Here is a 23,393-nt window from a genome sequence, read left to right as displayed (position 1 = left end):
GTATGTCGTTGAATAATGGATATGTTTTTCGCGGTCAGCACTTGATTGGCGGTCAGTGGGTTGGAGCTGATGAAAGCTTTGCCTCCAGCCCCGTCTCGGGTGAGGGGAGCAACTTTGCTGCGGGAACGCCTGAGTTGGTTGATCAGGCCTGTACCCTAGCCGAGGCCGCCTTTGGAGATTACGCCAATCGCAGCCGAGCGGATCGGGCCAAGTTCCTGAATGCTATCGCGGATGAGATCGAGGCCCGTGCCGAGGCCATCACCAGCATTGGCAGTGCAGAAACCGGTCTGCCCGAGATGCGTCTTCAAGGCGAGCGGGGACGCACGGTTGGTCAGTTGCGCATGTTTGCCGAATTCGTCCAGGATGGTGCGTATCTAGAGCGCCGCCATGATCTGGCGATGCCGGATCGCCAACCCGCCCCACGTCCTGACATCAAGATGATGCAGCGCCCGGTTGGCCCGGTGGCTGTTTTTGGCGCCTCGAACTTCCCCTTGGCATTTTCGGTTGCCGGAGGTGACACCGCATCGGCACTGGCCGCAGGTTGCCCGGTCGTGGTCAAAGGCCACCCCGCCCATCCGGGCACCGGCGAAATCGTCGCTGATGCCATCCACGCGGCGGCCAGGGCGACCGGTATGCCCGACGGCGTATTCTCATTGGTGCAAGGTGGGGACCGCAGCATCGGAGAAGCATTGGTAAAGCATCCGGCAATCCGTGCCGTGGGCTTTACCGGTGGGCTGGCCGGAGGCAGGGCGCTGTTTGACCTCTGCTCAACCCGCCCAGACCCGATCCCGTTCTTTGGTGAATTGGGCTCGGTCAATCCGATGTTTGTTCTTCCAAACGCTATGGCCGCCAGAGGTGAAGAGATCGGCAAAGCCTGGGCGGGGTCGATGACCATGGGGGCAGGGCAGTTTTGCACCAATCCGGGCGTTGCCGTGATGATCACAGGCGATGATGCTGACCAATTTATCGATGCTGCTGCGAGTGCTCTGAGTACAGTGCCATCACAGACCATGCTGACCGATGGGATTGCCGAGGCATTTCGATCCGGCCAATCGCATTTGGCCGAACATCCCGCCGTGCGCACGATCCATCAAGGTTCCACTGCAGGCCGTTCAGCTGAACCGGCGCTATTCGAAACCGATGCCGAAGCGTTTCTGGCTGATCCCAGCCTCAGCGAAGAAGTGTTTGGGCCCGCATCGCTGATTGTGCGCGTCGGCTCGGAAAAAGAGATGGTTACCTTGTCAGCCCAGCTGGACGGGCAACTTACGGCCACGATCCAGATGGATGACAGCGACACTGCGCTGGCGCAGCAACTCTTCCCGATTCTGGAGCGCAAGGCCGGGCGGTTGCTGTTCAACGGCTTCCCAACCGGGGTCGAGGTGGTGGGGTCCATGGTCCACGGGGGGCCTTATCCTGCCAGCACGAATTTCGGCGCGACAAGCGTCGGCACAATGGCCATCCGCCGTTGGCTGCGACCCGTAGCATATCAGAACATGCCCGCCGCACTCAGCCCCGAAGATCTGGAAGGCTCGACGCAATAAGCGGTGAACCACAGGGCTGAGGCAAGAAATTCCTTCGGCCATATCAAAGGCTTTGGCCCCGGTGAACGGGGCCGGGCAGGGACACCCAGATCGGCTGTTCCGTATCATCCGCAACACTCTGCCATAGAAGCAGATCACCGGAAATTCCGCGTCATTCGACGTGCAAAATCGGGCTTTGGCCCATAACAGGAGGACAAGATGAAACTCTTCTCGAACTTTGCCGCCCTGGCGGTAACAGCCACGCTTGCAATGCCCGCAAGCGCCGCAGAAATTGAATGGAAGATGACCGCAGCGATTGGTGAAGGTTCATTCTTTTACCAGAACTTCATGGAACGATTTGCGGCAAATGTAGACACACTGACCGCGGGGCGCATGCATGTCCAACCTTTTGGCGCGGGCGTTCTGGCCCCGGCCTTCAAGGCGTATGAAGTAGTTCAGGACGGCATCGTCGAAGCCGGACATTCCACGCCGTCTTATCTGGTAAACCAGGACCCGACCAATGCCGTTTTCGCCAGCTTCCCCGGTGGAATGTCCGGCGAGGCGACCCTGCACTGGATCTATGAAGGCGGCGGTGAGCAGATGCTGCAGGATTTCCGCCGCGAAGAAATGGGTCTGCACACGCTGGTCGTTGGGGTCGGTACGTCCGAAGTTATGGCGCATTCGAACGTCAAGATCGAAACAACCAACGATCTGAAGGGCGTCAAATACCGGACCTCGGGCGCATGGGCCGCTGTTCTACAGGAAAGCTTTGGCGGCGTTCCAACGGTTGTCCCAGGAAATGAAATCTACACTTTGCTGCAGCGAAAGGGTGTGGACGCGGTCGAATGGTCGACGCCAGGAGGCAATATCTCTGAAGGTTTCCACGAGGTTGCGCCCTATATGATCATGCCCGGCGTGCATCAGCCGTCCTTTCTGTGGGAAGTCTTCGTCAAACAGGAAACCTGGGATGCTCTGCCCGAGGATATCAAGCTTCAGGTTACTGCAGCGGCCAAGCTGACAACATACGAGAGCTTCACACATTTCGGTCACGCGGACATTCAAGCCATGGCTGCATTCCGCGACACCAAAGTTGAAATCATCAACATGGTACCAGCGGAATCCGAAAAGATCCGTGCCGCCGGGCGCGATTGGGCCCGTAGCCAGGCTGCCAAAAAAGCCGAAGACGGAAGCGCCCGGATGCAAGAGGTTCTGGACAGCTACCTCGCCTATCAAGCGAACTGGGCCGAGAATTCGGGTTATTTGGTTCGCGACAGCGCCGAATAGGCTCTGCCCTGACATTGGTTGGATGACCGGATATTCGTGCCGGTCATCCGTTTCCGGGGACATACATGACCACTATTCTCAGAGTCATCGACGCGATTGCCGGGGCGCTGGCCCTGCTGGGTCGATGCGTAATTTTTGCCCTGATCGTGGCAATGCTGTACGAGGTTGTTGCTCGCTATGCGTTTGGTGCGCCGACGCTTTGGGCGTTTGACATCTCGTACATGCTGAACGGTTCGGTTTTTCTGCTTGGGGCGGCTTATGCCCTGCGCTGTGACGTGCATGTCAGGATCGACTTTCTGTCTCAGCGTATGCCGATGCGGGCGCAGCAGCTGTTGAACGGTGCTGTCTTTCTGTTGGTCATGACACCGATCACGACCATCTTCGCCTGGGTTGCAAGCAAAAAAGCCTGGAAAGCACTGATCACCGGAGAGGTCGAAAGCGTCAGCCCCTGGGCGCCGGTTGTCTGGCCGTTTTACACGGTCATCGCCGTTGGTCTGGCGGCCTTGGCGCTGCAATTCCTGGCTGAGGCGATCAAGTTGCTTTCGGGGCGCAAGAACCCTGGTGAGGCACCGGGCGAACTGGACGGCATGGAAGAAAACCAATGACACCATTACTGATGTTTGCAGCCCTTTTTGTGCTGGTCTTTGCCGGAGTGCCGGTGGCCTTTTCGCTCATCATCATCTCCGTCGCCTTTGGCTACATGGTGTTCGGTGAGCTGATCTTTTTGCAGCTTTATGGTCCGCTGCTTCATACGGCTTCGAATTTCGTACTGGCAGCAATCCCTCTGTTCATTTTCATGGGGGCGATACTTGAGCGTTCGGGGATCGCGAAACGTCTGTTCTTTGCGTTGCAGTTGTGGCTGGGCGGCTTGCCCGGTGGATTGGCGCTGTCGACGATTGCAATGTGCGCGGTTTTCGCCGCCGCATCCGGCGTTGTAGGTGCGGTCGAGATAGTGGTGGGGTTGATGGCCATCCCAGCCATGACCAAAGCGGGTTATCGTAATGACCTCATCGCGGGAACAATCTGTGCAGGGGGCTCACTGGGGACAATAATTCCACCCTCGGTCATTGTGGTCGTCTATGCGTCGATTGCGCAGCTGTCGATTGGCAAGCTGTTTGCCGCATCTATCCTGCCCGGCCTGCTGATGGTGGTGTTCTTCGTGCTCTATATCTTGGTGCGCAGCATGGTCCGACCTGCTGACGCTCCTCCGTTGCCACAGGCAGAGCGCGCGATGCCAACCGGCCGTAAGATGAAGGTGACGTTGACGGCATTGTTACCCCCGCTGGCATTGATTGTCCTGGTGCTGGGCTCGCTTCTGGCCGGTGTCGCCTCGGCTACCGAAGCTGCCGCAGTCGGGGCCGCCGGTACGATCCTGCTGGCTTTGATGTTTCGGGAACTAAACCTGAAACTGATGTCCGAGGCACTGAATGTGACCCTGCGCATCACCGCTATGATCATGTTGATCGTGGCCGGAGGCACGATGTTCACCAGCATCTTTGCGGTCACCGGAGGCGGACAGCTGGTGCGCGATACCGTTGCCGGGATCGGGTATGGCAATGCCGGTATCATCGCATTCTTTTTGGTGGTGGTCTTTTTCGCGGGCTTTGTACTGGACTGGGTGTCGATCGTTCTGATTTTCATTCCGATCTTTGCCCCGATCGTGAAATCCGCCGGAATCGATCCGATCTGGTTTGCCATGATGGTTCTAGTGGTGATTCAGACTTCGTATCTGACACCGCCAATGGCACCGTCGATTTTCTATCTTCGCTCAATCGCTCCGCGTGACATGAGCTATGGGCAGATGTATCGCGGCGTGTTGCCCTTTGTAGGGGCGCAAATGCTGGTTCTTTTGGTTATCATCCTGATCCCCGAAGTGGCGACATGGTTGCCAGAGATATTGGTCGGGCTTTGACATAGATCTTGGTCTTGCCCCTTCAGATGCCTGGCCCCTGTTCAATGGGCTAGGTCATCGCCCTAGTTGTTTCGAAAGATCTTTCGGTTCCGGTAACTTGTCCGCATTCTGCGTCGCCCATTGATGCATCTCATACAGCAGTGGAAGCAGGCTTTGACCCAGAGGTGTGAGGCTGTATTCGACATGCGGCGGTATGGTCTTGAAGTCTTTTCGAGAGACAAAGCCCGTCGTCTGCAACTCGGTCAGCTGGCGCGTCAACGTTCGATGCGTGATGCGTCCGAGGTTTCGCTGAAGCTGGTTGAACCGGCAGTCCCCCTGCGAAAGCCAGTAGATGATCAACAGCTTCCATCGACCTGAGATCGCTGAGATCAATGCTTCGATCTGACAATGATCCTCTAACTCATCATGTTTCAAGGCAGTATCCTATATGACCGTACTTGTTCGTGTGAACGTGCAATTTTAGATAGTGGTCAGAACGTTATGCCGCAACGGGGGGACCCTATGGCGAAGAAGAAAATTGTGATCATTGGCGGGGGCTATGTCGGGTTTGAAGTTGCCCGGGAACTGGACGCTTGCGCGGACGTCACCCTGATTGAGCAACGCGAAGCGTTCGTGCATCCGCCTGCAGCGATCCGCGCGCTGGTTGAACCCGCCTTGCTGGACCAGCTCATCCTGCCATACGACAATCTGCTTCAATCGGGTAAGGTCGTGCGCGGGCGCGCCGTTTCGGTCTCTGAAACCGAGGTCACTTTGGAATCTGGAGCTGTCTTTCCGGCGGACTATATCCTGATCGCCACCGGATCATCCTATGCAGCGCCGTTCAAGCCGTCGGGTAACAGCATTGCGGATTTTCAGCAAGCGAGCAAAGACGTCAGCGCGCAATTGGCCAAAGCGAATTCAGTTGTGATCGTAGGGGCAGGCGCTGTCGGGACAGAGCTTGCGGGCGAAACCGCCTCGGCACATCCGGGTAAATCCATCACCCTGGTTTCGTCGGATGATACCTTGTTTCCCAAGTACCCGGCCAAGCTAGGCGCGCAGCTCAAAGGTAAGTTGGAACGGCTGGGCGTCACTGTCATTCTCGGCCAGAGGGCGCAGGATTTACGCCATTTGGATCGGCCCTACGAAGGATCCGTGAGCTTGACCGACGGTAGAGTGATTGCGGCAGATCTTATATTTCCGGTGGTTGGATCGAAACCCCAATCGTCTTTGGTTCAAAGCCTTCCGGGCGTGTCGGCTGATGCATTGGGTAGGGTCAAAACCGACAAATGGTTGCGACCGTCAAGCTATCCGAATGTCTTCGTCGGCGGTGACATTGCCGACATTGGCGACGGAATGACAATCGTAGCAACGGCACGGCAGAATCCGTGGCTGATCAAAACGCTTAAGAAAGTAATCGAGGGCGCACCCGTTGAAAGTCAGAAACCCTACGCGCCCTGGAAAAAAGCACCCATTCTGGTGCCCCTTGGGCCGGTCATCGGCAGCAGCTGGCTTTTTGTGACAGTGGGTGACTGGATCACACGCAAGATAAAGGGGAAAGATATTTTCATTCCCAAATATCGAAAGGCTTTTGGGATTTCGAGCTCCGGAAAATAGTTCCCCCTGAACATTGCGATTTGCCAACGTTCAGGCATCCCACACAGATGATGTCTCTGACATTCGTGTTGGCCTGCCTCTAGTCGTGTGCGAGGTTGCGACTGGCTTGTGCCTGCTGAATATCTTTCGGCCATGTGGAACGGATATAAGCCAGAACATCCCATATGCCGTCATCAGTCAAAGTGCCTTCGAAACCCGGCATGCCACTGTTGAAATTCTTGACGCCGCGTGCGGCCAGTGTCTTTGCACCGCCGAATTTGGTGTAGTCAAACAAAAGCAGGCTATCATGGTGCCATGTGTGCCCGGTCACGTCATGTGGTGGCGCAGGCATCACACCGTCTTCACCCGGTGTTTGCCAGTTGGGTTGGCCTTCCAGGTTAACGCCGTGGCACGCGGCGCATTGATCTACGTAGAGCCTCTGTCCATTCGCCACGTCTCTGTCTGTAAACGTATGATCCGCGGCAACGCTGGAATAAACGCTGCATAGGACCAATATAAATAAGTGCCTGGTCATCTCCACCCACCTCAATTCGGAAGCGTCAGAACGGTTGTTAGTGTCGCCGTAGTTGTCAGCACCGCCAGAACGATCAGCGCCTCAACTTCGATGGAACGGGCGAGGTGCTGCGCCGCCTTGGTATCTCCGTCTAGCATTGCCGGAACAAATCGAAGCTTGTTCGCGGCGGCTAGGATCAATAGCAGCCCTACAAATAGTACTTTGAGCAACAGGGCCTGCCCATAACCAGTGGAGATGAGCGCTCGGAGATCACCAACAAGCAACCAAGCCATCCAGAAACCTGCGACGATCAATGCGGGTACCATTAGTGCCGCAGCTTGGCCAAACCTATGCCCAAGTGCAGCAGCGTCTGCAATTTGCTCAGGTTGAAGAGCCATACTCCGCAGCGGGCTGAAGATGCCTACCCAGAAAGCTACACAGATCAGGTGTGCTAGTAACAAGAGTTGGGTACCAAAATTCTCTAGATCCGATAGGTGCCCGATCTGTGCAAAGGACCACAGAGCCATCGTGCCACCCACAAGTGCGATCCCTAAACCAAAGCGCGGAACAGACAATCCGACAAGGATCATTGCTGCGCCTATCACTCGAAGAACAAATACATCGCCTACGGAAGTCTGCCAGAGTAATCCAAGCATTTCGAGGTCGACCAGCCCATCCGCTCCGCCTGTCAGGAGGGCACCACTAAGCATGAATCCCAGTGCCGTCGCGATGAGGGCAAGCCACGCCAAGGCCATGGATTGGCGTTTCATCGCCAGGCTTATCGGTGTGACCAAGCTGGAATAAAGACACTTAACGATCACAAGGCCAGTGGCCCCCGCAAAGCCGATATAGAGTGCTAGCTTTGCGAGGATTGCAGCAATTCCCCAGATGTCTGGCATGTTCATTTCACAGTAAAGGTAAACGCGCCCTGCATCGCATGACCGTCCTCACCTAAACCGCGCCACTCGATGACATAGGTGCCCGCGCCATTGCCTGGCAGTGGAATTTTGAACTTCTGAGCAAATCTTGCCTGGTCGCCCAAATCCAGTCGTACTGCCCCGTGTTCTTCGTGTGCCATCTCTATCCGGGTCAGCCGGATGTCTTTCGAGAAATTGAGGCCAACTTCAGCAGGCACAGTCGTTACTGTGGTTCCGTCTGCAGGTGTTGTTTCTGTGACCTTGGAATGCGCCAGCGCAAAATTGGGGAGCGCAGCCAAGAGTATAAGCATTACAATCTTCTTCATGGGGCTATCCTCAATTTATTCCGTTGGCGCGCTGTATTTCACGAATGTAGGCGATCACCATAGCGACGTCACCTCGCGTCAAGCCGTCGACGGGTGGCATGTCTCCAAACTGCCAATGGTGACTTCTTACACCCTGTGAAACCGCCCTCTGAAACGCTTCATCAGCGTGGTGACTAGGTTCGTATATCTTGTGGATCAGTGGCGGTCCTGCGCCGTCAATTCCGACCGCATTGACACCGTGGCAAGTGGCACAGGAGGCATCAAAGACCCGCTGGCCGATTGCTGCATTGCCCTCAATAGGCGGCATCTGAATTGCGACTAGGCCGTCTCTTGAAACTGTCGCCTGGGGGCTGGCTTCTTCGATTGGGTCTGAACGAAAAACTATGAAAGCGGCAACAGCCGAGACGACGCAAGCGCCGATTAACACGTGACTTTTCTTCATGGGTTGAACCTGACTTTGTAGAAGCTGGAAGTGCTGCGGCACATCGCAAACAGCCGCAAGGGCCGGTCACTTAGGCGCGCGCGGATTTTGGCAGCTTCAAAGGTCAGGGGGTCTGTAGGGGCTATCTGGTTCAGTCAACTTGGATTGGAATCCAATCTGGAACTCTCGGTCAAGCTGATATTGATTCCACACGACTTGGCTGTTCTGCGAGATCAGTACGACGGCTTGGCAAAGCGAAGGGTTACACTCTCCGGTTCCGGCATTATCCGTGTCGTGATGGCTGCTTTGGGCCGAGATGTCAGGGATGCTTTTCACCGCGGCGGAGTGTCCCGCCGATTGCATATGGTCCCCGCAGTGAAGCCCGACGCAGGCATGAGACTCGCCACCAAATCCGGCCAGAATGACCAGAAGACTCGTCAATAGCGCAAATGTGTATCGTCGGATGACCATGATTCCGGACGCTAATGCAGCGGAACACACAAGACAACGCCTGCAGCTTCATTATGCCCCACGCCGTTCTAAAGGAAATTACGACGCTGATTTTCGTGATGGGGCATTCCCCGCTCTTGTCCGGCGCGCGATTCTCATCAAATGCAGAGAGTCCGGGTCTATTTTGATTTCTATCAGTCGGGCCTAGCAACTGATTAGCGGCCAAACGGCAACACAGGTCGCAACATTGTCAACGCGCAGAATCTCACTGGAACCAGCCAAGTTCCAGCCGTGCGGTGCCAATAATTTGGGGCAACGTAGTGGTCTGAGGGTGCTGGTGTTTCTGCTTCTTTGACCCGCGTTCAGACGCGCTTATTGAGAACTTTGAACCAAAGATATATTTTGACCGGATTGCGAACGAAAAGGAAAGTTCATGATCAGAACTACTGCACTGGCGCTCCTAGCGCTCCTTTCGGCTACCTCGGCATTCGCAACTGTTGGGCTGTATTGCGAGGCCCCTGATGGATCAGGCGCTGTATTTGATGTCGGATTGGGAACTGTCCCTGGTCTCGCAGTCGTAAGCGCGACCATTCACGCAGACGGCAAACACTGGAGCCTTACTGAAGTCGATGGTGCGATACCAATCATCGTGGCACAGGGGGCCGATGTCGATATGCGTACTGTAATCGACTTCGCCGATCCCGAATACAGTCGGATCGTTGCCTCTGTTCGATTGATAACCGCTGTCGAAGGAGACGAATCCGTCACTGTAGGCACGCTCACGATTCCGGAAATCGGTGCCTTCCCGCTGGTTTGCGAAGGGCCGTAGCCGGCCGATGTTGTGCAATGTACCGGGGCTAACTCGGCGGAAGCGGTCATCCCAAATTCTGCTTTGCTCAAATGTCTGAAATGGGCCGCGAGAGAGAGTAGTTTTAGATTGGGGGTGCTGCACGTACTGTGACCAAATGTCTGGCTACGACTCTTTCGCGATGAATCATGTAAAGCCCTGCACTGATGATGATTGCAATACCAAGTAGGCTAAGCGTGTTCGGGAAGTCATTGAAGACAAGATAGCCGAACAGGGTCGCAACTGGCAGCTCAAAGTACTGCAAAGGCGCCAATGTGGCCGAAGGCGCGAACGAAAGCGCATAGGTCATCATCATGTGGCTCACCGTTGCAAAAAAACCAGCTCCCAAAAGCCACAACAAAGCGATGTCTGTCGGCCAAACAGGATCGAACAGCTCCGAACCAGAGCCTTGCGCAAATATTAAGATTGGAATGGAAAACAGGCTGGCAATCAGGCCAGTGTGGAATTGCAGAGCCACGGGATGCATCCGACGCGACAATCCTCGCGTCACAAGAATGTAGAAAGCGAAAGCAACTGCCGTACCAAGCGGAATTATTGCAACCGCGCCGAAGGCCGCGAAACTGGGCTGGATGACGAACATTACCCCAACAAACCCGACAAGAGCTGCCCCGACACGACGCGGACCTACGTCTTCACCAAAGTAAAACTTACCAACCAACAAGACAATGAACGGGGCCACAAACACGATCGCCAACGCATCGGCGAGTGGCATCACACGGATGGCAGCAATGAAGCAAAAAGTTGCGAACAGCAAAAGTAATGAGCGGAATGCGAGTACGATCAATTTGCCTCGCGCTACATGCAACGACAGCCCCATTATCCAGACGAACGGGGCCATCAACACGCACTGCACTACAAACCGAGCAGCCGTAATCTGCCCAACTGGTACGCTAGCCGATGCGAGTTTTGCAGCTACGTCCAGCAAAGGAGCGGTGAGGCAAAATCCAAGCATCAGTGCAACTCCTGCAAGGATGCGATCCGTAGATTGAGGTATGGAATCAGCCGAGGACATCTCATCTTGTAGAAACGTCGCTAAACGCGTGTCTGTTCTCTATGCGACGCGGAGCAAAAATCCCTCAACTTGCGAGTTGGGGGTGGGTTAGAATTTGCGCTAGCAACGAACAGCAGGTTCGATGAGATGCGCAGCAGCAGATGGCCGGTTCAAAATTGGTCTACAAGCTCTTGATCTCGATTGCTGCTGCGATGGCAAAGGCGTCTTCAAGCTCGACGCTCAGATGCCGAACCGTGCTTACCATCTTTGCATGACCCAAGAGCAACTGAACCGCCCGAAGATTTCCTGTCTTTTCTTGTCGAACTGCGTGACTTTGGTTCGGCGCATTGAGGGCGTTCCGTAGGCGCTGGCCCCAAAGCCAATGGGCTTCATCCAGTCCCGGACAATCCGCGCAAACTGGCGTGTTGAGATGTGCAGGAAAACCAAGTGATAGATCCGCGGTCACAGCAACTACTTTCTTCCCAAGGGAGACACATACAAAAAGCTGTAATTCCGACCCCTGTGAAGCTCTTTGTGATTGATCTGCTTGTTCGCGAATTCGAATTGGTTACTATTGTCGCATGACAAATTGGAAACCATCCCGAGATACGCTGAGTTCACCGCTGCATACGAGCCTTGCCACGATGATTGCAGGCGCGATTGAAGACGGCAGTTTGTCACCGGGACAGAAATTACCAACACACCGGAAACTGGCCGATGACCTGAGGTTGAGCGTTAATACCGTCAGCAAAGCTTACGACATTCTGCGTCGCCAAAACCTGATAGATGGTCAGATTGGGCGTGGCAGCTATGTTGTCGACACTGACAAAACCGACGGACAGCCATTCAAGTTAGAGTCAGAACCTCGAAACTTGTTCGACATGTCGATTTCGCGCCCCTTGTTTAATGGCCTGCATGTTGAGGCGATGCAATCAACGCTGAGGACTTTGCATGCCGGGCTCGACCCGGCAATATATCTTTCTACACGCCCGAATGTAGGCCACGAAACTCACCGAAAAACGGGAGTCAAATGGCTTTCACATTGCGGCCTTGAGACAAATGCAGATTCGGTCCTCATGACGAATGGGGTAACGCATGGAATGTCGGCAGCAATGTCTGCGATATTGCGTCCTGGCGATGTCATTCTGTCAGATATGGTCACGCATCACCTCTTGGTTTCGAGTGTCGCATATTTCGGATACCGACATGTTGGCCTTGAAACTGATGAGCACGGAATCCTGCCCGATGCATTGGAAAGGGCGTGCGTTGATAAGTCCCCTAAGGTATTGTATTTATTACCATCTCTTGCCAACCCTAATGTACACATGATGCCAGAGGAACGTCGGCGCCAAATTGCTGCAATCGCCCGCAAACATAGGCTGCATATTATTGAAAACGATGCGTTTGGTCCGGTCGCAGCGGATCGCCAGCCGCCTGTTTCGATGTTCGCACCAGAACTGTCGGTCTACCTGACGACGTTCACCAAATGCACGGTCAGCGGGTTGCGTGCGGGTTATGCCGTTGCTCCGGACCATTTGCTTCCTGCATTGACAGCGAGACTGATCGTATTTGGTTGGATGGCAACGCCGCTGATCTGCGAACTTGCCTCACGCTGGGTGGAAGATGGCACAGCACAAGCGCTGGCGGATTGGCAGCGCGCGGAAATTGTCAAGCGGTATCATATAGCAACGCAAGAGCTTGCTGGTTTTAAATGGACGGGCCATCCGGCCAGTTTGCATCTTTGGTTGCAGCTCCCTCCAGATTGGGATTCCAACAGTTTTGTCGCCCATGCCCGTGAACTAAATGTTGCGGTGTCCCCCGAAAGCCCATTCCTTTCTCCCAAGGCTACCGCAACAAATGCAGTGCGCATTTCGGTGGGAAGCATTCGCGAAATCGAACGTTTTCGCCAAGCTCTGAAGCTTCTGGCCGGTTTACTTTTGCGCCCACGCGAGCCTTTGCCGCAATTCGCTTATTAGAATGTAGCGCAACAATATAATAATTGACTCGCAGTACAATCTTCGGGATGTGGTGGAACATCACTAACAAAGAAGGTGATATCTGGGAGGATATGATGACCAAGACTGCACGTTTTGCCCTGCGCGTCTGCGCACCCCTTGCTGCTGCATTACTAACCTCAACTGCCGCTTATGCGGACAATTGGCGCTATGCGATGGAAGAGGGGCTGACAGATCCGCAAGGCCTGTACGCCACCAAGTTCAAAGAGGAAATCGAAGCCAACTCGGATCACACAGTCCAGATTTATCCTGTGGGTACGCTTGGTGAATCGGCCGACGCCATGGAGCAGGCCCAGGCTGGATTGCTGCAGTTCATTGATCAATCTCCAGGTTTCACCGGTGCGTTGATCCCAGAAGCCGAAGCCTTTCTGGTGCCATATATCCAGCCGACGGACCCTCAAGTCGTGCGCAAGTTTTTCAAAGAAGGCGTCGCTGTAAACGAGATGTTCCACGACATCTATCGTGAACAGGGACTGGAATTGTTGTCGGTGTTCCCGGAAGGTGAAATGGTGGTCACTACAATGGAGGAATTTCGGACACCTGCCGATTTGGAAGGTATGAAAATTCGGACCATGACCTCACCATTGCTTTTGGAGACTTACACGGCCTTTGGCGCTTCTCCGATTGCCATGCCTTGGGGCGAGCTGATCGGCGGACTGAAAACTAAAATGGTTGACGGGCAAGAAAACCCGGCAATTTGGATCGAGGCCTATGATCTGGATAACCTGACTAATGTGATGACCTATACGGGACATGGTCAGTACACGACTGCTGTGATGGCAAATGCCGAGTTTTACGACGCGCTAAGCGATGCGGACAAAGAACTTGTTCAGAATGCGTCGCAAGTCGCACTCGATTATATTCTTGATGTTGCCGTCGAACTGGATGCAACCGGTCTGGCAAAAATTCAGGAGAGCAATCCGGGCTACACAATAAACCGGCTAACCGAGGAAGAGCGTGCACCCTTTAAAGAACGTGCAAAAGCGGTCGAAGCAGCCTTTGTCGAAAGAGCGGGCGAACGTGGCGCTGCCATCCTCGAGCAAATGAAGAAGGATCTAGCGGCTGCGCAGCAGTAGCGCTTTGCCACAGGCATCCATCACGTTTGCGATGTGTTCATCTGAAAAATCGGTGCAGGCCCAGAACCATAGTTCGGGCCTGCAATTTGGAAATAGTAAACCGGCGATCAGCCTATGTTGCGAATGTTCGGGGGGAATATGAGCGAAACGACGAAGAAAAAGTCGGGCCTTGCCGGAATTGTTGATGGCATTGACAAGGGGATCGCTGCGCTTGAGCGGGTGATCATGGCCACAGGCGTCATTCTGATGGCAGTCAACACCATCGCAAATGTCATCAGCCGGTTTGTTTTCAACCACTCCATTATATTCGCCGAAGAGTTGAACAGTATATTCATATTGTTGGTGACATTTGCTGGTATCGGCTACGCCGCGCGCCATGGTCGGCATATCCGCATGTCCGCCATCTCAGACGCGTTACCCGAACGGGTCAGAAAAATCTTGATGGTTGTAGTCACGGGAGTCACCGCTGTACTGTTGCTGCTCTTGGCGTGGTACGCTGTGCAATACATCATCAGCATGTACGCCAAGGGGCGGGTCTATCCTGCCCTCGGATTCCCTGTTTATCTCAGCTACCTCTGGGTGCCGATTGGGCTGTTTGTGACCGGGGTTCAATACGCGCTCACTTTCATCAAAAATCTTCAGGAACCTGAAATCTACCTGTCAACTGACCTGCGAGAAGCAGATGCGCGGGAACTGGAAGTGGAGCTTTAACCATGGCACTCTTAATGTTTTCCGCAATGGTTGTCCTGCTGCTTATGGGTTTCCCGATGATGGTACCCCTCATTGCCGGCGCGTTCATCGGCGTGATCGAGTTGTTTGGCACAATCGACAAAACTGAGTTTATGATTCAGCAAATGTTGGGTGGTATCCGGCCCTCTTCATTGATCGCCGTGCCTATGTTCATTCTGGCAGCGGATATCATGACACGTGGCCAGTCCTCAGGGCGGCTGATTGATATGGTCATGGCCTTTGTTCGCCATGTTCGAGGGGGGTTGGCCGTCAGTACAGCTGCGGCTTGCGCATTGTTCGGTGCCGTGTCCGGGTCCACCCAAGCCACGGTCGTTGCGGTGGGAACGCCACTCAGGCCACGAATGCTGAAAGGTGGCTACAAGGATTCTTTCATTTTGGCCCTGATCGTCAACTCAAGTGACATCGCGTTCTTGATCCCGCCCAGTATTGGGATGATCATCTACGGTGTAGTTGCCAAGGCCTCCATCCCTGAACTGTTCATCGCGGGCATCGGGCCCGGATTGTTAATCCTGTTCATGTTCTCGGTCTACAGTATGATCTACGCCAAAATAAATGACGTCCCCACTGAACCGGCCGCCACATGGTGCGAACGCGCGGCAGCGGTGAAACGGGCCTTGTGGCCGCTGGGTTTCCCGGTTCTGATCATCGGCGGCATCTTCTTCGGCGTTTTCAGCCCGACCGAAGCCGCAGCAATCAGCGTGGCCTATGCGGTGTTGCTGGAAGTCTTCATTTTCAAAACAATGAAAATCACCGGCCTATACCAGGTCGCCCTGTCAACGGGCATGGTAACGGCGGTAGTTTTTATTTTGGTGGGGGCAGGTGCTGCCTTTGCCTGGGTTCTGTCATTCGCGCAGATACCGCAACAGATTTTGGGCGCTCTTGGCATTGATGAAATGGGGCAGATCGGCGTCCTGTTCACAATCGCGATTGCGTTCTTCATCGGCTGTATGTTCGTGGATCCCATCGTGGTCATCTTGATCTTTGTTCCGATCTTTGCGCCCGTGGTCGAGAAAACCGGGCTGGACCCAATTCTGGTCGGCACTTTGATCACATTGCAGGCCGCCATCGGCTCGGCCACCCCGCCGTTCGGATGCGATATCTTCACGGCGGTTGCGGTGTTCAAACGTCCCTATCTGGAAGTAATCAGAGGAACGCCGCCTTTCGTGATCATGCTTTTGAGTGTCTCGGTCTTGATGATCTTCTTCCCGCAGGTGGCACTGTTTTTGCGCGACATCGCATTTAACAAATAAAAGGAGCGACAAATGTTCAAATCAATACTCGCTGCTTTTGACGGGTCTGAAGGATCAGAGGCCGCCCTTCGCAAAGCCGCTGAATTGGCTAAGTTGTGTGATGCGGAAATGTTGGTACTGACGCTTTACCGTCATCATTCGATACTGGAAGGATCGATGTATGTCATCGATGCAGAAAAGCCCGATGATATTGACGGGATCATGCGCGATCACGCAAAGATAACTGCTGAACGCGGCGCGTCCATTGCGCGCGAGGCGGGGTGCGAGAACATCCGGGCCTTTGTCAAAGGCGGGCCAACGGCGCGGACTATCGTCAGCTTTTCCAAAGAACATGAGAATGACCTGATCGTCATGGGCAGCCGGGGATTGGGATCGATTGAGGGCTATTTGCTGGGCAGCGTCTCTCACAAGGTGACCAGCCTTGCGCAATGCCCAGTTCTGGTGGTGTGAGGATGGCAATGGCTTTGGATATACAATCTTCGACTTCGTCTGTGGCTCTCGCCCTGGATGCTCGCCCTGTCACACATCGTATCGGGCTGGTCACGCTGGCCACGGATCATACGACGGAAACTGACTTCGCACGCATTCTGCAAGGGCATGATGTGGGCGTATATGTAAACCGGATCGGGTTTGAAAACCCAACCACACATGAAAGCCTTTTGAAGACAGGGCCGCTGCTGACCGATGCCGCAGCAGAGATTCTGCCTGGCGAGGCGCTAGATGTATTGGTCTATGGATGCACGGCAGCTTCGGTAGTTTTGGGGAACGACAGAGTGGCCGAGCACATGAACAGCGCAAAGCCGGGCACGCCTTGCGTCACACCCAGCTCGGCAGCCTTTGATGCATTTGAGGCTTTGGGGGTAAAAAAAGTAAGCGTTCTTACGCCCTATACGCAGGATGTGACGGATTCTCTGGTCACCTATTTCTCGCAACACGGCCTCGACGTGGTGAACGCTGTTTGCTTTGGATTGTCCGATGATCGCGACATGGCGCGCGTCTCAATGGACAGCATTATCGAAGGTGGTGTTGCTGCGTGCGATCCCGATGCTGATGCGCTTTTTATTTCCTGTACGGCGGTGCGTGCCGCCCCATGTGTCGCACAATTGGAGGCCCGGCTTGGCAAACCGGTTGTTACCTCCAATCAGGCGATGGTTTGGCGCTGCATGAGGCATCTTGGGATTACTTCGAATTATCCCGCGGGCGGTATGTTGTTCAGTAAATAGGAAGAAAGTCAGAACAAGAGATGAGCTCTGAAATCACACTTCAGGATAGTTTTGCTGCGCGCGCGCGGATCGCACAGTCGATCCGGGTTACACCGACGATGTCTTCAGACGTGCTGAGCAAAACCACGGGCAGTGATATTCGCCTCAAGCTGGAGCAAGGCCAGATCACCGGTAGTTTCAAGCTGCGCGGGGCATCCAATGCTGTGTTGTCACTTAGCGATGCGCAGCGCGCCAAAGGTGTGGTAGGTGTATCGACGGGCAATCACGGGCGCGGTTTGGCCTATGCGGCAAAGCAGGCCGGGGTGCGGTGTATCATCTGCATGTCCGAGCTGGTTCCACAAAACAAAGTGGATGGGATCAAGGCGCAGGGCGCAGAGGTGCGCATTGTCGGGCGTTCTCAGGATGACGCACAGGTAGAAGTTGACAGGCTGGTCGCCGATGGGATGGTCATGCTTCCCCCGTTTGATCATCGCGATATCATTGCCGGGCAAAGCACCGTTGCACTGGAAATGCTGGAACAATCCCCGGATCTTGAAACGGTTCTAGTGCCGCTGTCGGGCGGCGGGCTGATTTCCGGCGTCGGGATGGTGATGAAGGCGGTTAATCCGCAGGTCCGCGTTATCGGAATTTCGATGGAGCGCGGGGCGGCTATGTATGAAAGCCAGAAGGCGGGGAAACCGGTTCTGGTCGAAGAACTGTCGACACTGGCCGACTCGCTGGGCGGTGGGGTTGGATTGGACAACCAGCACACTTTTGCCATGACTCGTGCCTTTGTTGATGATCTGATTCTTGTGACCGAGACCGAGATCGCTGCTGCCATCCGCCACGCCTATTGGCAGGAACGTCAGATCATTGAAGGGTCCGGCAGTGTCGGCATTGCCGCGCTTCTGGCGGGAAAAATCAAAGACCCAGGTCGGTGCGTCGCGCTGATCTCGGGGCGAAACATCGACATGCAGCTGCATCACCGGATCATTTCCGGCGAAGATGTAGATGTAACGGCGGAGGGCTAAAATGGCGCAGATTAAAATTCTGACAGAAACCGAATTGCGCGATCTGGTGCCACTGGATATGGACGCGGTGGACTGCATCGAACAGGGCTTTACGACGCTCGCCGGGGGCAAGGTTATCATGCCGCCGATCATGACACTGATGGTCCCCGATCATAATGGCGAGGTATGTGTAAAGTCTGCTTATGTCCCCGGCATAGACAGCTTTGCCATGAAGATGAGTCCCGGCTTTTTCGATAATCCCAAGCTGGGCCTGCCCAGCACATCAGGCTTGATGGTGCTATTCTCAAGCACCACTGGCGTTCTGGAAGCTTTGCTTCTGGATAATGGTTATCTCACGGATGTGCGCACCGCCGCTGCGGGAGCGGTGTCTGCGCGCCACCTTGCGCGCGCGGATGCGACACGCGCGTGTATCATCGGTGCTGGTGTGCAGGCGAAGCTACAACTCAAGGCGCTGACCCTTGTGCGCGGCATCGAAAGCGCTGTGATCTGGGCGCGGGATGCGGCCAAGGCCGAAACATTGGCTTCCAGCCTTCGCGAAGAACTTGGGGTCGACGTCGCGGCCAGCACTGATAGGGCGGGTGCCGTGTCCTCGGCAGATATCATCGTCACGACAACCCCTTCGGACATTCCGCTGATCAAAGCGGACTGGCTGCAACCGGGGCAGCTTGTCATTGCGATGGGTTCGGATCAGGAACACAAGGTCGAGCTTGACCCGGGTTGTCTTGCCAAGGCAACGCTCTATGTGCCCGACAGCCAAGCCCAATGCGCCCTCAAAGGCGAGCTGCGCAGCGCCATTGCGGTGGGCATTTTCCCGGCTGATGGCAGGTTTGCTGAACTGGGTGATATCACCTCCGACAAGGCGCCGGGGCGACAATCCGACAGTGACACCATTATTGCTGACCTGACAGGTACGGGTGTCCAGGATACCGCCATTGCCACGCTTGCTCGCCAGCGCGCGGAAAACTCAGGCAAAGGCACCACGTTTTCAAGCTAACAACGGATTAACTTTATGCCAGAACCAAAACTCCACTTCTCACGCGATGAGTTCAGCCAGCGCATTGCAAAAACCCGCGCCGCCATGGCCGAACGTGGGCTTGACCTTCTGATCGTGACGGACCCTTCGAACATGAACTGGTTGACCGGCTATGACGGTTGGTCTTTTTACGTGCATCAATGCGTAGTGCTGAGTCTCACTGGCGAGCCGGTCTGGTACGGCCGTGGACAAGATGCCAATGGCGCGCTTCGCACCTGCTTTATGGATCCCGCCAATATCATCGGTTACCCGGACCATTATGTACAATCCACCGAACGTCACCCGATGGACTACCTGTCGGCACAGCTGGCCGATCGTAAGCTGGATAAGGGCCATATCGGCGTTGAGATGGACAACTACTGGTTCACAGCTGCGGCCTTTGCCGCGCTACAGCACCACATGCCAAATGCCAAATTTTCCGATGCGACTGCGTTGGTCAACTGGCAGCGCGCGGTAAAATCTGAAACCGAGCTGGAATACATGCGCCAAGCAGGCCGCATTGTGGGCCGTATGCATGAACGTATCTTTGAAAAGGTCGAGCCGGGCATCCGCAAATGCGATCTGGTGGCGGAAATCTATGATGCGGCCTTACGCTATGACGCACAGATCGGTGCGGGCGGAGACTATCCCGCGCTGGTGCCACTTTTGCCCTCAGGCGCGGATGCCTCAGCCCCGCATTTGACATGGGACGATCAGCCAATGAAATCCGGCGAAGGCACGTTTTTCGAGATCGCAGGTGTCGTCAAACGCTACCACTGCCCGCTGTCGCGCACGGTCTTCCTTGGAAAGCCCACGCAAACATTCCTCGACGCTGAAAAGGCTGTGCTTGAGGGCATGGAGGCCGGGCTGGAGGCTGCAAAAGAGGGCAACCTCTGCGAGGATGTCGCCATTGCCTTCTTCAGCGTGCTAAAGAAATACGGGATCACCAAAGATAACCGCACCGGTTACCCGATCGGTGTCAGCTACCCGCCTGACTGGGGCGAGCGGACCTTCTCGCTTCGCCCTGGCGACAAGACGGTTCTGCAGGAGAACATGACCCTGCACTTCATGACCGGCCTCTGGATGGAGGATTGGGGTTTTGAGATTACTGAAAGCATCCGCATCACCAGAACCGGCCATGAGTGCCTGGCCAACGTGCCCCGCAAAATGGTTGTGAAGGACTGAGTAATGACACCCAACCCAATTTCCCCGACGATCCCGCTGGATAGCGATGGTATCCACCACGGTTTCCTACGGCTGCCTTACAGCCGGGATGACAGTGCATGGGGGTCAATTATGATCCCGCTAACGGTTATCAAAAACGGAGATGGGCCTACGGCTTTGCTGACCGGCGCCAACCATGGCGATGAATATGAAGGGCCCGTGGCGTTGCAAGAACTGACGGTTACGCTAAAGCCCGAGGACATCACCGGACGCGTGATCATCGTGCCTGCCTTCAATTATCCCGCTTTTCGCGCCGGGTTACGCACGTCCCCCATCGACAAAGGCAATATGAACCGTGCCTTTCCGGGCCGGCCAGATGGCACCCCAACCGAAAAGATTGCCGACTATTTCCAGCGCGTTCTTTTGCCAATGGCCGATATTGCGGTGGATTTTCACTCGGGCGGAAAAACGCTGGATTTCGTGCCCTTCGCGGCGGCCCATATCCTTGAAGATAAAGCCAATGAAACGGCCTGTTTCGCCGCGATGGCCGCCTTTAACGCCCCCTATTCGGTGCAGCTATTGGAGATCGACAATGTCGGAATGTACGACACCGCGGTCGAAGATATGGGTAAGGTTCTGGTTTCAACAGAATTGGGCGGTGGTGGCTCTGCCACAGCCAAGTCGATTGCTGTTGCAAAAAAGGGCCTGCGCAATGTGCTAATCCATGCAGGAATTCTGAAGGGTGAGATGCAGATTGATCCAACCGTGCGCCTGGATATGCCCGATGGTAACTGCTTCGTGTTCTCGGAAAACGATGGCCTCTACGAGCCGATGGTTGACCTTGGTGAACAGGTCAGCCAAGGCGATGTTGTGGCCCGCGTTTGGCCGGTTGATCGCACCGGGATTGCCCCGATTGAATACCGCGCCAAAGTTACGGGCCTTTTGATCAGTCGCCACTTTCCCGGTCTCATCAAGGCGGGCGATTGCGCGGCGGTGATCGGGTTGAAAGTTGGATAACTCTATTCCCCGGAGGTGAGACCATGCGGCTCGACGCCCGCGATCTGGATATTCTACGGGTGCTTTCAACCGACGGGCGCATCACAAAAACGGCTTTGGCCGACCGCGTTGGCCTGTCGCCCACCCCCTGCTGGGAGCGGCTGAAAAAGTTGGAAAAAGCCGGGTTGATCAAGCGATATAGAGCCGAGATCAACCTGCGCAAACTTGGGCCACATGTAACTGTTTTTGTTGCGGCCGAACTGTCCGATCATACCGCTGCCAGCTTTCAGGCTTTTGAGGCCGCAATGCAACGCTATGAAGAAGTGTTGGCCTGCTGGGCGCTTGGCGGAGGATTTGATTACATCCTGCAAATCGTGACGCGCGATATCGATGCCTATCAACGCCTGATTGATGAAATGCTCAATGCTGACATAGGTCTGGAAAAATATTTTACCTATATTGTCACCAAACCAGTGAAGGGGCAGGGCGTTCCGCCGATTTCCCTCATTGCTGGATGGCAGGAGTAACCCTCTGCCTGAGAGATGGTTGACAGCAGAATACTCTGCTTTGGACCCGAAATTTGGTCTCATCCTTTGCCTGTAATGCCCGACATTGTCGGGCATCGAGGGAGAGGTATCCATGAAAGAAACTGCACTTTCTGCGCGCGATGATATTGCTGACAAATCTTTGGCGCGTAGTTTTTCCTATGTGAATGGTAAATGGTGTGCAGCTTCGTCGGGTTACACCATCCGCGTCACCGATCCGGCAACTGGCGATGTTATCGGTGAGGCCGCCAGCCTTTCGGCAGAGGAATCCTCTGCCGCCGTGGATGCGGCACAGGCCGCCTTTCCGACCTGGTCGGGCCTCTTGCCACAAGACCGATCCGCCATTCTGCGCCGTTGGTTCGACCTGATGCTGCACCACAAAGAAGATCTGGCACGGATCATGGTACTGGAACAGGGCAAGCCCCTGTCCGAGGCGCGCGGTGAAATTGATTATGCCGCGTCTTTTGTAGAATTCTACGCCGAAGAGGCCAAGCGACCCAATGTTGAAGGCGTCACCAGCCATCTGCCCGATGCCGAGGTCGAGGTTTGGCTAGAGCCGGTTGGGGTGGTGGCAATGATCACACCGTGGAATTTCCCTGCTGCCATGCTGACCCGCAAAGCAGCAGCAGCCATGGCAGTGGGATGTACGGTTGTGGCTCACCCCTCAGGTGAAACCCCGTTTTCGGCCCTCGCGTTGGCTGAACTGGCGGAAAAGGCGGGTATTCCGGCGGGCGTGTTCAACGTGGTCACCGGCCAGGCCTCTACCGTGGTCGAACCTTGGACGAAAGACACCCGTGTTCGGGCACTCTCGTTCACAGGCTCCACCGAAATCGGACGATTACTTTACCGTCAGTCCGCCGACACAGTGAAAAAACTTGTAATGGAACTAGGCGGGCATGCACCGGTGATTGTGTTCAAAGGGGCCGATCTTGAAATTGCGGTTTCTGAAGCGATCAAGGCCAAATTCGCCACATCCGGGCAGGACTGTCTTGGCGCCAATCGGATATTTGTGGAGCGCTCAATTTACGACGCATTCTGCTCGCAGTTTACCGAAGCGACCCGCAGGCTGTCCCTTGGCATCGGTATGGACGACCCCGACATCGGCCCTCTGATGAATGAAAAGGCGGTTCAAAAGCAGGAAGAACATGTCGCCGATGCGCTGGCCAAGGGGGCCAAACTGGCGTGCGGAGGTGCAAGGGATCCTCTCGGCCCGCTGTTTTATCAGCCCACGGTTCTGACCGACGTGCCCGCCGATGCCGTGCTTATGTCAGAGGAAACATTTGGCCCTGTGGCGGCCATTGCGCCCTTTGATACCGAAGAAGAGGTGATCGCCCGGGCCAATGACACCGAATACGGTCTGGTTGCGTATCTGCACAGCCATGACCCACGCCGTATTTACCGCGTATCTCGTGAATTGCAATTTGGCATGGTGGCGGTGAATCGCACCAAGGTCACCGGCGCGCCGATCCCCTTTGGCGGCACCAAACAATCCGGTCTGGGCCGTGAAGGGGCAAGGCGGGGAATGGAAGAGTTTACCGAAATCAAATATGTCTGCCGCGACTGGGCATGAGGAGTGA

The 23,393-nt window shown here is 55.1% G+C and carries 24 protein-coding genes and 1 pseudogene; 18 read left to right on the top strand and 7 right to left on the bottom strand.

Translation table 11 applies throughout. The annotated features are described in order from the left end of the window. Nucleotides 1-2: 2 nt before the first annotated feature. From AC2FH8_RS13735 to AC2FH8_RS13720, 4 genes are all read left to right on the top strand, one after another. Complete coding sequence (locus AC2FH8_RS13735) at nucleotides 3-1,541, top strand: aldehyde dehydrogenase (NADP(+)) (protein ID WP_496690003.1); 1,539 nt, start codon at nucleotides 3-5, stop codon at nucleotides 1,539-1,541. A 198-nt stretch (nucleotides 1,542-1,739) separates the two neighbouring features. Further along, nucleotides 1,740-2,804 carry a TRAP transporter substrate-binding protein DctP gene (gene dctP, locus AC2FH8_RS13730; protein WP_496690002.1) on the top strand — a complete coding sequence of 355 codons (1,065 nt, stop codon included), beginning with the start codon at nucleotides 1,740-1,742 and terminating at the stop codon, nucleotides 2,802-2,804. 65 nt (nucleotides 2,805-2,869) lie between these two features. Continuing rightward, entirely contained in the window at nucleotides 2,870-3,409 is a 540-nt protein-coding gene (locus AC2FH8_RS13725) for a TRAP transporter small permease subunit (RefSeq protein ID WP_142637832.1), read from the top strand. Next, complete coding sequence (locus AC2FH8_RS13720; protein ID WP_496690001.1) at nucleotides 3,406-4,716, top strand: TRAP transporter large permease; 1,311 nt, start codon at nucleotides 3,406-3,408, stop codon at nucleotides 4,714-4,716. Before AC2FH8_RS13725 ends, AC2FH8_RS13720 begins: the two co-directional genes overlap by 4 nt. 54 nt (nucleotides 4,717-4,770) lie before the next feature. Here the strand turns inward: AC2FH8_RS13720 and AC2FH8_RS13715 are convergent, their stop codons facing one another. Further along, nucleotides 4,771-5,130: a winged helix-turn-helix transcriptional regulator gene (locus tag AC2FH8_RS13715; RefSeq protein WP_281995522.1), complete on the bottom strand. Its 360-nt coding sequence runs from the start codon at nucleotides 5,128-5,130 to the stop codon at nucleotides 4,771-4,773. Between the two features lie 87 nt (nucleotides 5,131-5,217). On the opposite strand from AC2FH8_RS13715, the gene AC2FH8_RS13710 reads away from it, so the two are divergent. Continuing rightward, complete coding sequence (locus AC2FH8_RS13710; protein ID WP_281995523.1) at nucleotides 5,218-6,309, top strand: NAD(P)/FAD-dependent oxidoreductase; 1,092 nt, start codon at nucleotides 5,218-5,220, stop codon at nucleotides 6,307-6,309. Between the two features lie 79 nt (nucleotides 6,310-6,388). Here the strand turns inward: AC2FH8_RS13710 and AC2FH8_RS13705 are convergent, their stop codons facing one another. The 4 genes from AC2FH8_RS13705 to AC2FH8_RS13690 form a co-directional block, all read right to left on the bottom strand. Next, nucleotides 6,389-6,742 carry a c-type cytochrome gene (locus tag AC2FH8_RS13705; RefSeq protein WP_425472001.1) on the bottom strand — a complete coding sequence of 118 codons (354 nt, stop codon included), beginning with the start codon at nucleotides 6,740-6,742 and terminating at the stop codon, nucleotides 6,389-6,391. Nucleotides 6,743-6,834: 92 nt separating this feature from the next. Further along, complete coding sequence (locus AC2FH8_RS13700) at nucleotides 6,835-7,707, bottom strand: CopD family protein (protein ID WP_496690000.1); 873 nt, start codon at nucleotides 7,705-7,707, stop codon at nucleotides 6,835-6,837. Continuing rightward, entirely contained in the window at nucleotides 7,704-8,045 is a 342-nt protein-coding gene (locus AC2FH8_RS13695; protein ID WP_282027709.1) for a copper resistance CopC family protein, read from the bottom strand. Before AC2FH8_RS13695 ends, AC2FH8_RS13700 begins: the two co-directional genes overlap by 4 nt. Before the next feature lie 10 nt (nucleotides 8,046-8,055). Beyond that, nucleotides 8,056-8,487, bottom strand: coding sequence for a c-type cytochrome (locus AC2FH8_RS13690; protein ID WP_142637844.1), 432 nt, complete (start codon nucleotides 8,485-8,487; stop codon nucleotides 8,056-8,058). An 862-nt stretch (nucleotides 8,488-9,349) separates the two neighbouring features. On the opposite strand from AC2FH8_RS13690, the gene AC2FH8_RS13685 reads away from it, so the two are divergent. Continuing rightward, nucleotides 9,350-9,745 (top strand): hypothetical protein, encoded by a 396-nt coding sequence (locus AC2FH8_RS13685; protein ID WP_142637846.1) that lies wholly within the window; start codon nucleotides 9,350-9,352, stop codon nucleotides 9,743-9,745. A gap of 103 nt (nucleotides 9,746-9,848) precedes the next feature. On the opposite strand, the gene AC2FH8_RS13680 is transcribed toward AC2FH8_RS13685, so the two are convergent. After that, complete coding sequence (locus AC2FH8_RS13680; RefSeq protein ID WP_496689999.1) at nucleotides 9,849-10,796, bottom strand: DMT family transporter; 948 nt, start codon at nucleotides 10,794-10,796, stop codon at nucleotides 9,849-9,851. A gap of 160 nt (nucleotides 10,797-10,956) precedes the next feature. Further along, a pseudogene (locus AC2FH8_RS13675) lies at nucleotides 10,957-11,213 on the bottom strand (site-specific integrase); the annotation flags it as partial. Between the two features lie 143 nt (nucleotides 11,214-11,356). On the opposite strand from AC2FH8_RS13675, the gene ehuR reads away from it, so the two are divergent. The 12 genes from ehuR (at nucleotide 11,357) to AC2FH8_RS13615 (ending at nucleotide 23,386) form a co-directional block, all read left to right on the top strand. Next, entirely contained in the window at nucleotides 11,357-12,751 is a 1,395-nt protein-coding gene (gene ehuR, locus AC2FH8_RS13670) for a MocR-like ectoine utilization transcription factor EhuR (protein ID WP_496689998.1), read from the top strand. A 95-nt stretch (nucleotides 12,752-12,846) separates the two neighbouring features. After that, nucleotides 12,847-13,866: a TRAP transporter substrate-binding protein DctP gene (gene dctP / locus AC2FH8_RS13665; protein WP_271950046.1), complete on the top strand. Its 1,020-nt coding sequence runs from the start codon at nucleotides 12,847-12,849 to the stop codon at nucleotides 13,864-13,866. A 138-nt stretch (nucleotides 13,867-14,004) separates the two neighbouring features. Further along, a complete protein-coding gene (locus AC2FH8_RS13660) occupies nucleotides 14,005-14,577 on the top strand; it encodes a TRAP transporter small permease (RefSeq protein ID WP_496689997.1) in 573 nt (190 codons plus the stop codon). Nucleotides 14,578-14,579: 2 nt separating this feature from the next. Further along, nucleotides 14,580-15,866 (top strand): TRAP transporter large permease, encoded by a 1,287-nt coding sequence (locus AC2FH8_RS13655; RefSeq protein WP_281995528.1) that lies wholly within the window; start codon nucleotides 14,580-14,582, stop codon nucleotides 15,864-15,866. Between the two features lie 12 nt (nucleotides 15,867-15,878). Next, nucleotides 15,879-16,316 (top strand): universal stress protein, encoded by a 438-nt coding sequence (locus AC2FH8_RS13650; RefSeq protein WP_496689996.1) that lies wholly within the window; start codon nucleotides 15,879-15,881, stop codon nucleotides 16,314-16,316. A gap of 8 nt (nucleotides 16,317-16,324) precedes the next feature. Next, a complete protein-coding gene (gene eutA / locus AC2FH8_RS13645; protein ID WP_281995530.1) occupies nucleotides 16,325-17,089 on the top strand; it encodes an ectoine utilization protein EutA in 765 nt (254 codons plus the stop codon). Nucleotides 17,090-17,109: 20 nt separating this feature from the next. Further along, entirely contained in the window at nucleotides 17,110-18,099 is a 990-nt protein-coding gene (gene eutB / locus AC2FH8_RS13640; RefSeq protein ID WP_496689995.1) for a hydroxyectoine utilization dehydratase EutB, read from the top strand. A gap of 1 nt (nucleotide 18,100) precedes the next feature. After that, nucleotides 18,101-19,093, top strand: a complete 993-nt coding sequence (gene eutC, locus AC2FH8_RS13635; protein WP_496689994.1) for an ectoine utilization protein EutC — start codon at nucleotides 18,101-18,103, stop codon at nucleotides 19,091-19,093. Between the two features lie 15 nt (nucleotides 19,094-19,108). Continuing rightward, complete coding sequence (gene doeA / locus AC2FH8_RS13630; protein ID WP_496689993.1) at nucleotides 19,109-20,296, top strand: ectoine hydrolase DoeA; 1,188 nt, start codon at nucleotides 19,109-19,111, stop codon at nucleotides 20,294-20,296. A gap of 3 nt (nucleotides 20,297-20,299) precedes the next feature. Continuing rightward, nucleotides 20,300-21,292 carry a N(2)-acetyl-L-2,4-diaminobutanoate deacetylase DoeB gene (doeB, locus tag AC2FH8_RS13625; protein WP_496689992.1) on the top strand — a complete coding sequence of 331 codons (993 nt, stop codon included), beginning with the start codon at nucleotides 20,300-20,302 and terminating at the stop codon, nucleotides 21,290-21,292. Between the two features lie 23 nt (nucleotides 21,293-21,315). Then, nucleotides 21,316-21,798, top strand: coding sequence for an Lrp/AsnC family transcriptional regulator (locus AC2FH8_RS13620; protein ID WP_142637871.1), 483 nt, complete (start codon nucleotides 21,316-21,318; stop codon nucleotides 21,796-21,798). Nucleotides 21,799-21,910: 112 nt separating this feature from the next. Then, complete coding sequence (locus AC2FH8_RS13615) at nucleotides 21,911-23,386, top strand: NAD-dependent succinate-semialdehyde dehydrogenase (RefSeq protein ID WP_496689991.1); 1,476 nt, start codon at nucleotides 21,911-21,913, stop codon at nucleotides 23,384-23,386. The last annotated feature ends 7 nt before the right edge of the window (nucleotides 23,387-23,393 follow it).

The organism is Ruegeria sp. CDSC025 (genome assembly GCF_059610805.1).
Note: the sequence above shows the minus strand (reverse complement) of the source record. Positions and strands in the feature narration are given on the sequence as shown.

Excerpts from the sequence above, each read along its gene's own strand:
- eutA (WP_281995530.1), top strand. The coding sequence starts at position 16,325 with ATGGCTTTGGATATACAATCTTCGACTTCGTCTGTGGCTCTCGCCCTG.
- AC2FH8_RS13690 (WP_142637844.1), bottom strand. The coding sequence starts at position 8,487 with ATGAAGAAAAGTCACGTGTTAATCGGCGCTTGCGTCGTCTCGGCTGTT.
- AC2FH8_RS13615 (WP_496689991.1), top strand. The coding sequence starts at position 21,911 with ATGAAAGAAACTGCACTTTCTGCGCGCGATGATATTGCTGACAAATCT.
- AC2FH8_RS13660 (WP_496689997.1), top strand. The coding sequence starts at position 14,005 with ATGAGCGAAACGACGAAGAAAAAGTCGGGCCTTGCCGGAATTGTTGAT.
- eutB (WP_496689995.1), top strand. The coding sequence starts at position 17,110 with ATGAGCTCTGAAATCACACTTCAGGATAGTTTTGCTGCGCGCGCGCGG.
- AC2FH8_RS13725 (WP_142637832.1), top strand. The coding sequence starts at position 2,870 with ATGACCACTATTCTCAGAGTCATCGACGCGATTGCCGGGGCGCTGGCC.
- ehuR (WP_496689998.1), top strand. The coding sequence starts at position 11,357 with ATGACAAATTGGAAACCATCCCGAGATACGCTGAGTTCACCGCTGCAT.
- dctP (WP_496690002.1), top strand. The coding sequence starts at position 1,740 with ATGAAACTCTTCTCGAACTTTGCCGCCCTGGCGGTAACAGCCACGCTT.
- AC2FH8_RS13680 (WP_496689999.1), bottom strand. The coding sequence starts at position 10,796 with ATGTCCTCGGCTGATTCCATACCTCAATCTACGGATCGCATCCTTGCA.
- dctP (WP_271950046.1), top strand. The coding sequence starts at position 12,847 with ATGACCAAGACTGCACGTTTTGCCCTGCGCGTCTGCGCACCCCTTGCT.
- eutC (WP_496689994.1), top strand. The coding sequence starts at position 18,101 with ATGGCGCAGATTAAAATTCTGACAGAAACCGAATTGCGCGATCTGGTG.
- AC2FH8_RS13685 (WP_142637846.1), top strand. The coding sequence starts at position 9,350 with ATGATCAGAACTACTGCACTGGCGCTCCTAGCGCTCCTTTCGGCTACC.
- AC2FH8_RS13720 (WP_496690001.1), top strand. The coding sequence starts at position 3,406 with ATGACACCATTACTGATGTTTGCAGCCCTTTTTGTGCTGGTCTTTGCC.
- doeB (WP_496689992.1), top strand. The coding sequence starts at position 20,300 with ATGACACCCAACCCAATTTCCCCGACGATCCCGCTGGATAGCGATGGT.
- AC2FH8_RS13620 (WP_142637871.1), top strand. The coding sequence starts at position 21,316 with ATGCGGCTCGACGCCCGCGATCTGGATATTCTACGGGTGCTTTCAACC.
- doeA (WP_496689993.1), top strand. The coding sequence starts at position 19,109 with ATGCCAGAACCAAAACTCCACTTCTCACGCGATGAGTTCAGCCAGCGC.
- AC2FH8_RS13735 (WP_496690003.1), top strand. The coding sequence starts at position 3 with ATGTCGTTGAATAATGGATATGTTTTTCGCGGTCAGCACTTGATTGGC.
- AC2FH8_RS13710 (WP_281995523.1), top strand. The coding sequence starts at position 5,218 with ATGGCGAAGAAGAAAATTGTGATCATTGGCGGGGGCTATGTCGGGTTT.
- AC2FH8_RS13655 (WP_281995528.1), top strand. The coding sequence starts at position 14,580 with ATGGCACTCTTAATGTTTTCCGCAATGGTTGTCCTGCTGCTTATGGGT.
- AC2FH8_RS13650 (WP_496689996.1), top strand. The coding sequence starts at position 15,879 with ATGTTCAAATCAATACTCGCTGCTTTTGACGGGTCTGAAGGATCAGAG.
- AC2FH8_RS13700 (WP_496690000.1), bottom strand. The coding sequence starts at position 7,707 with ATGAACATGCCAGACATCTGGGGAATTGCTGCAATCCTCGCAAAGCTA.
- AC2FH8_RS13695 (WP_282027709.1), bottom strand. The coding sequence starts at position 8,045 with ATGAAGAAGATTGTAATGCTTATACTCTTGGCTGCGCTCCCCAATTTT.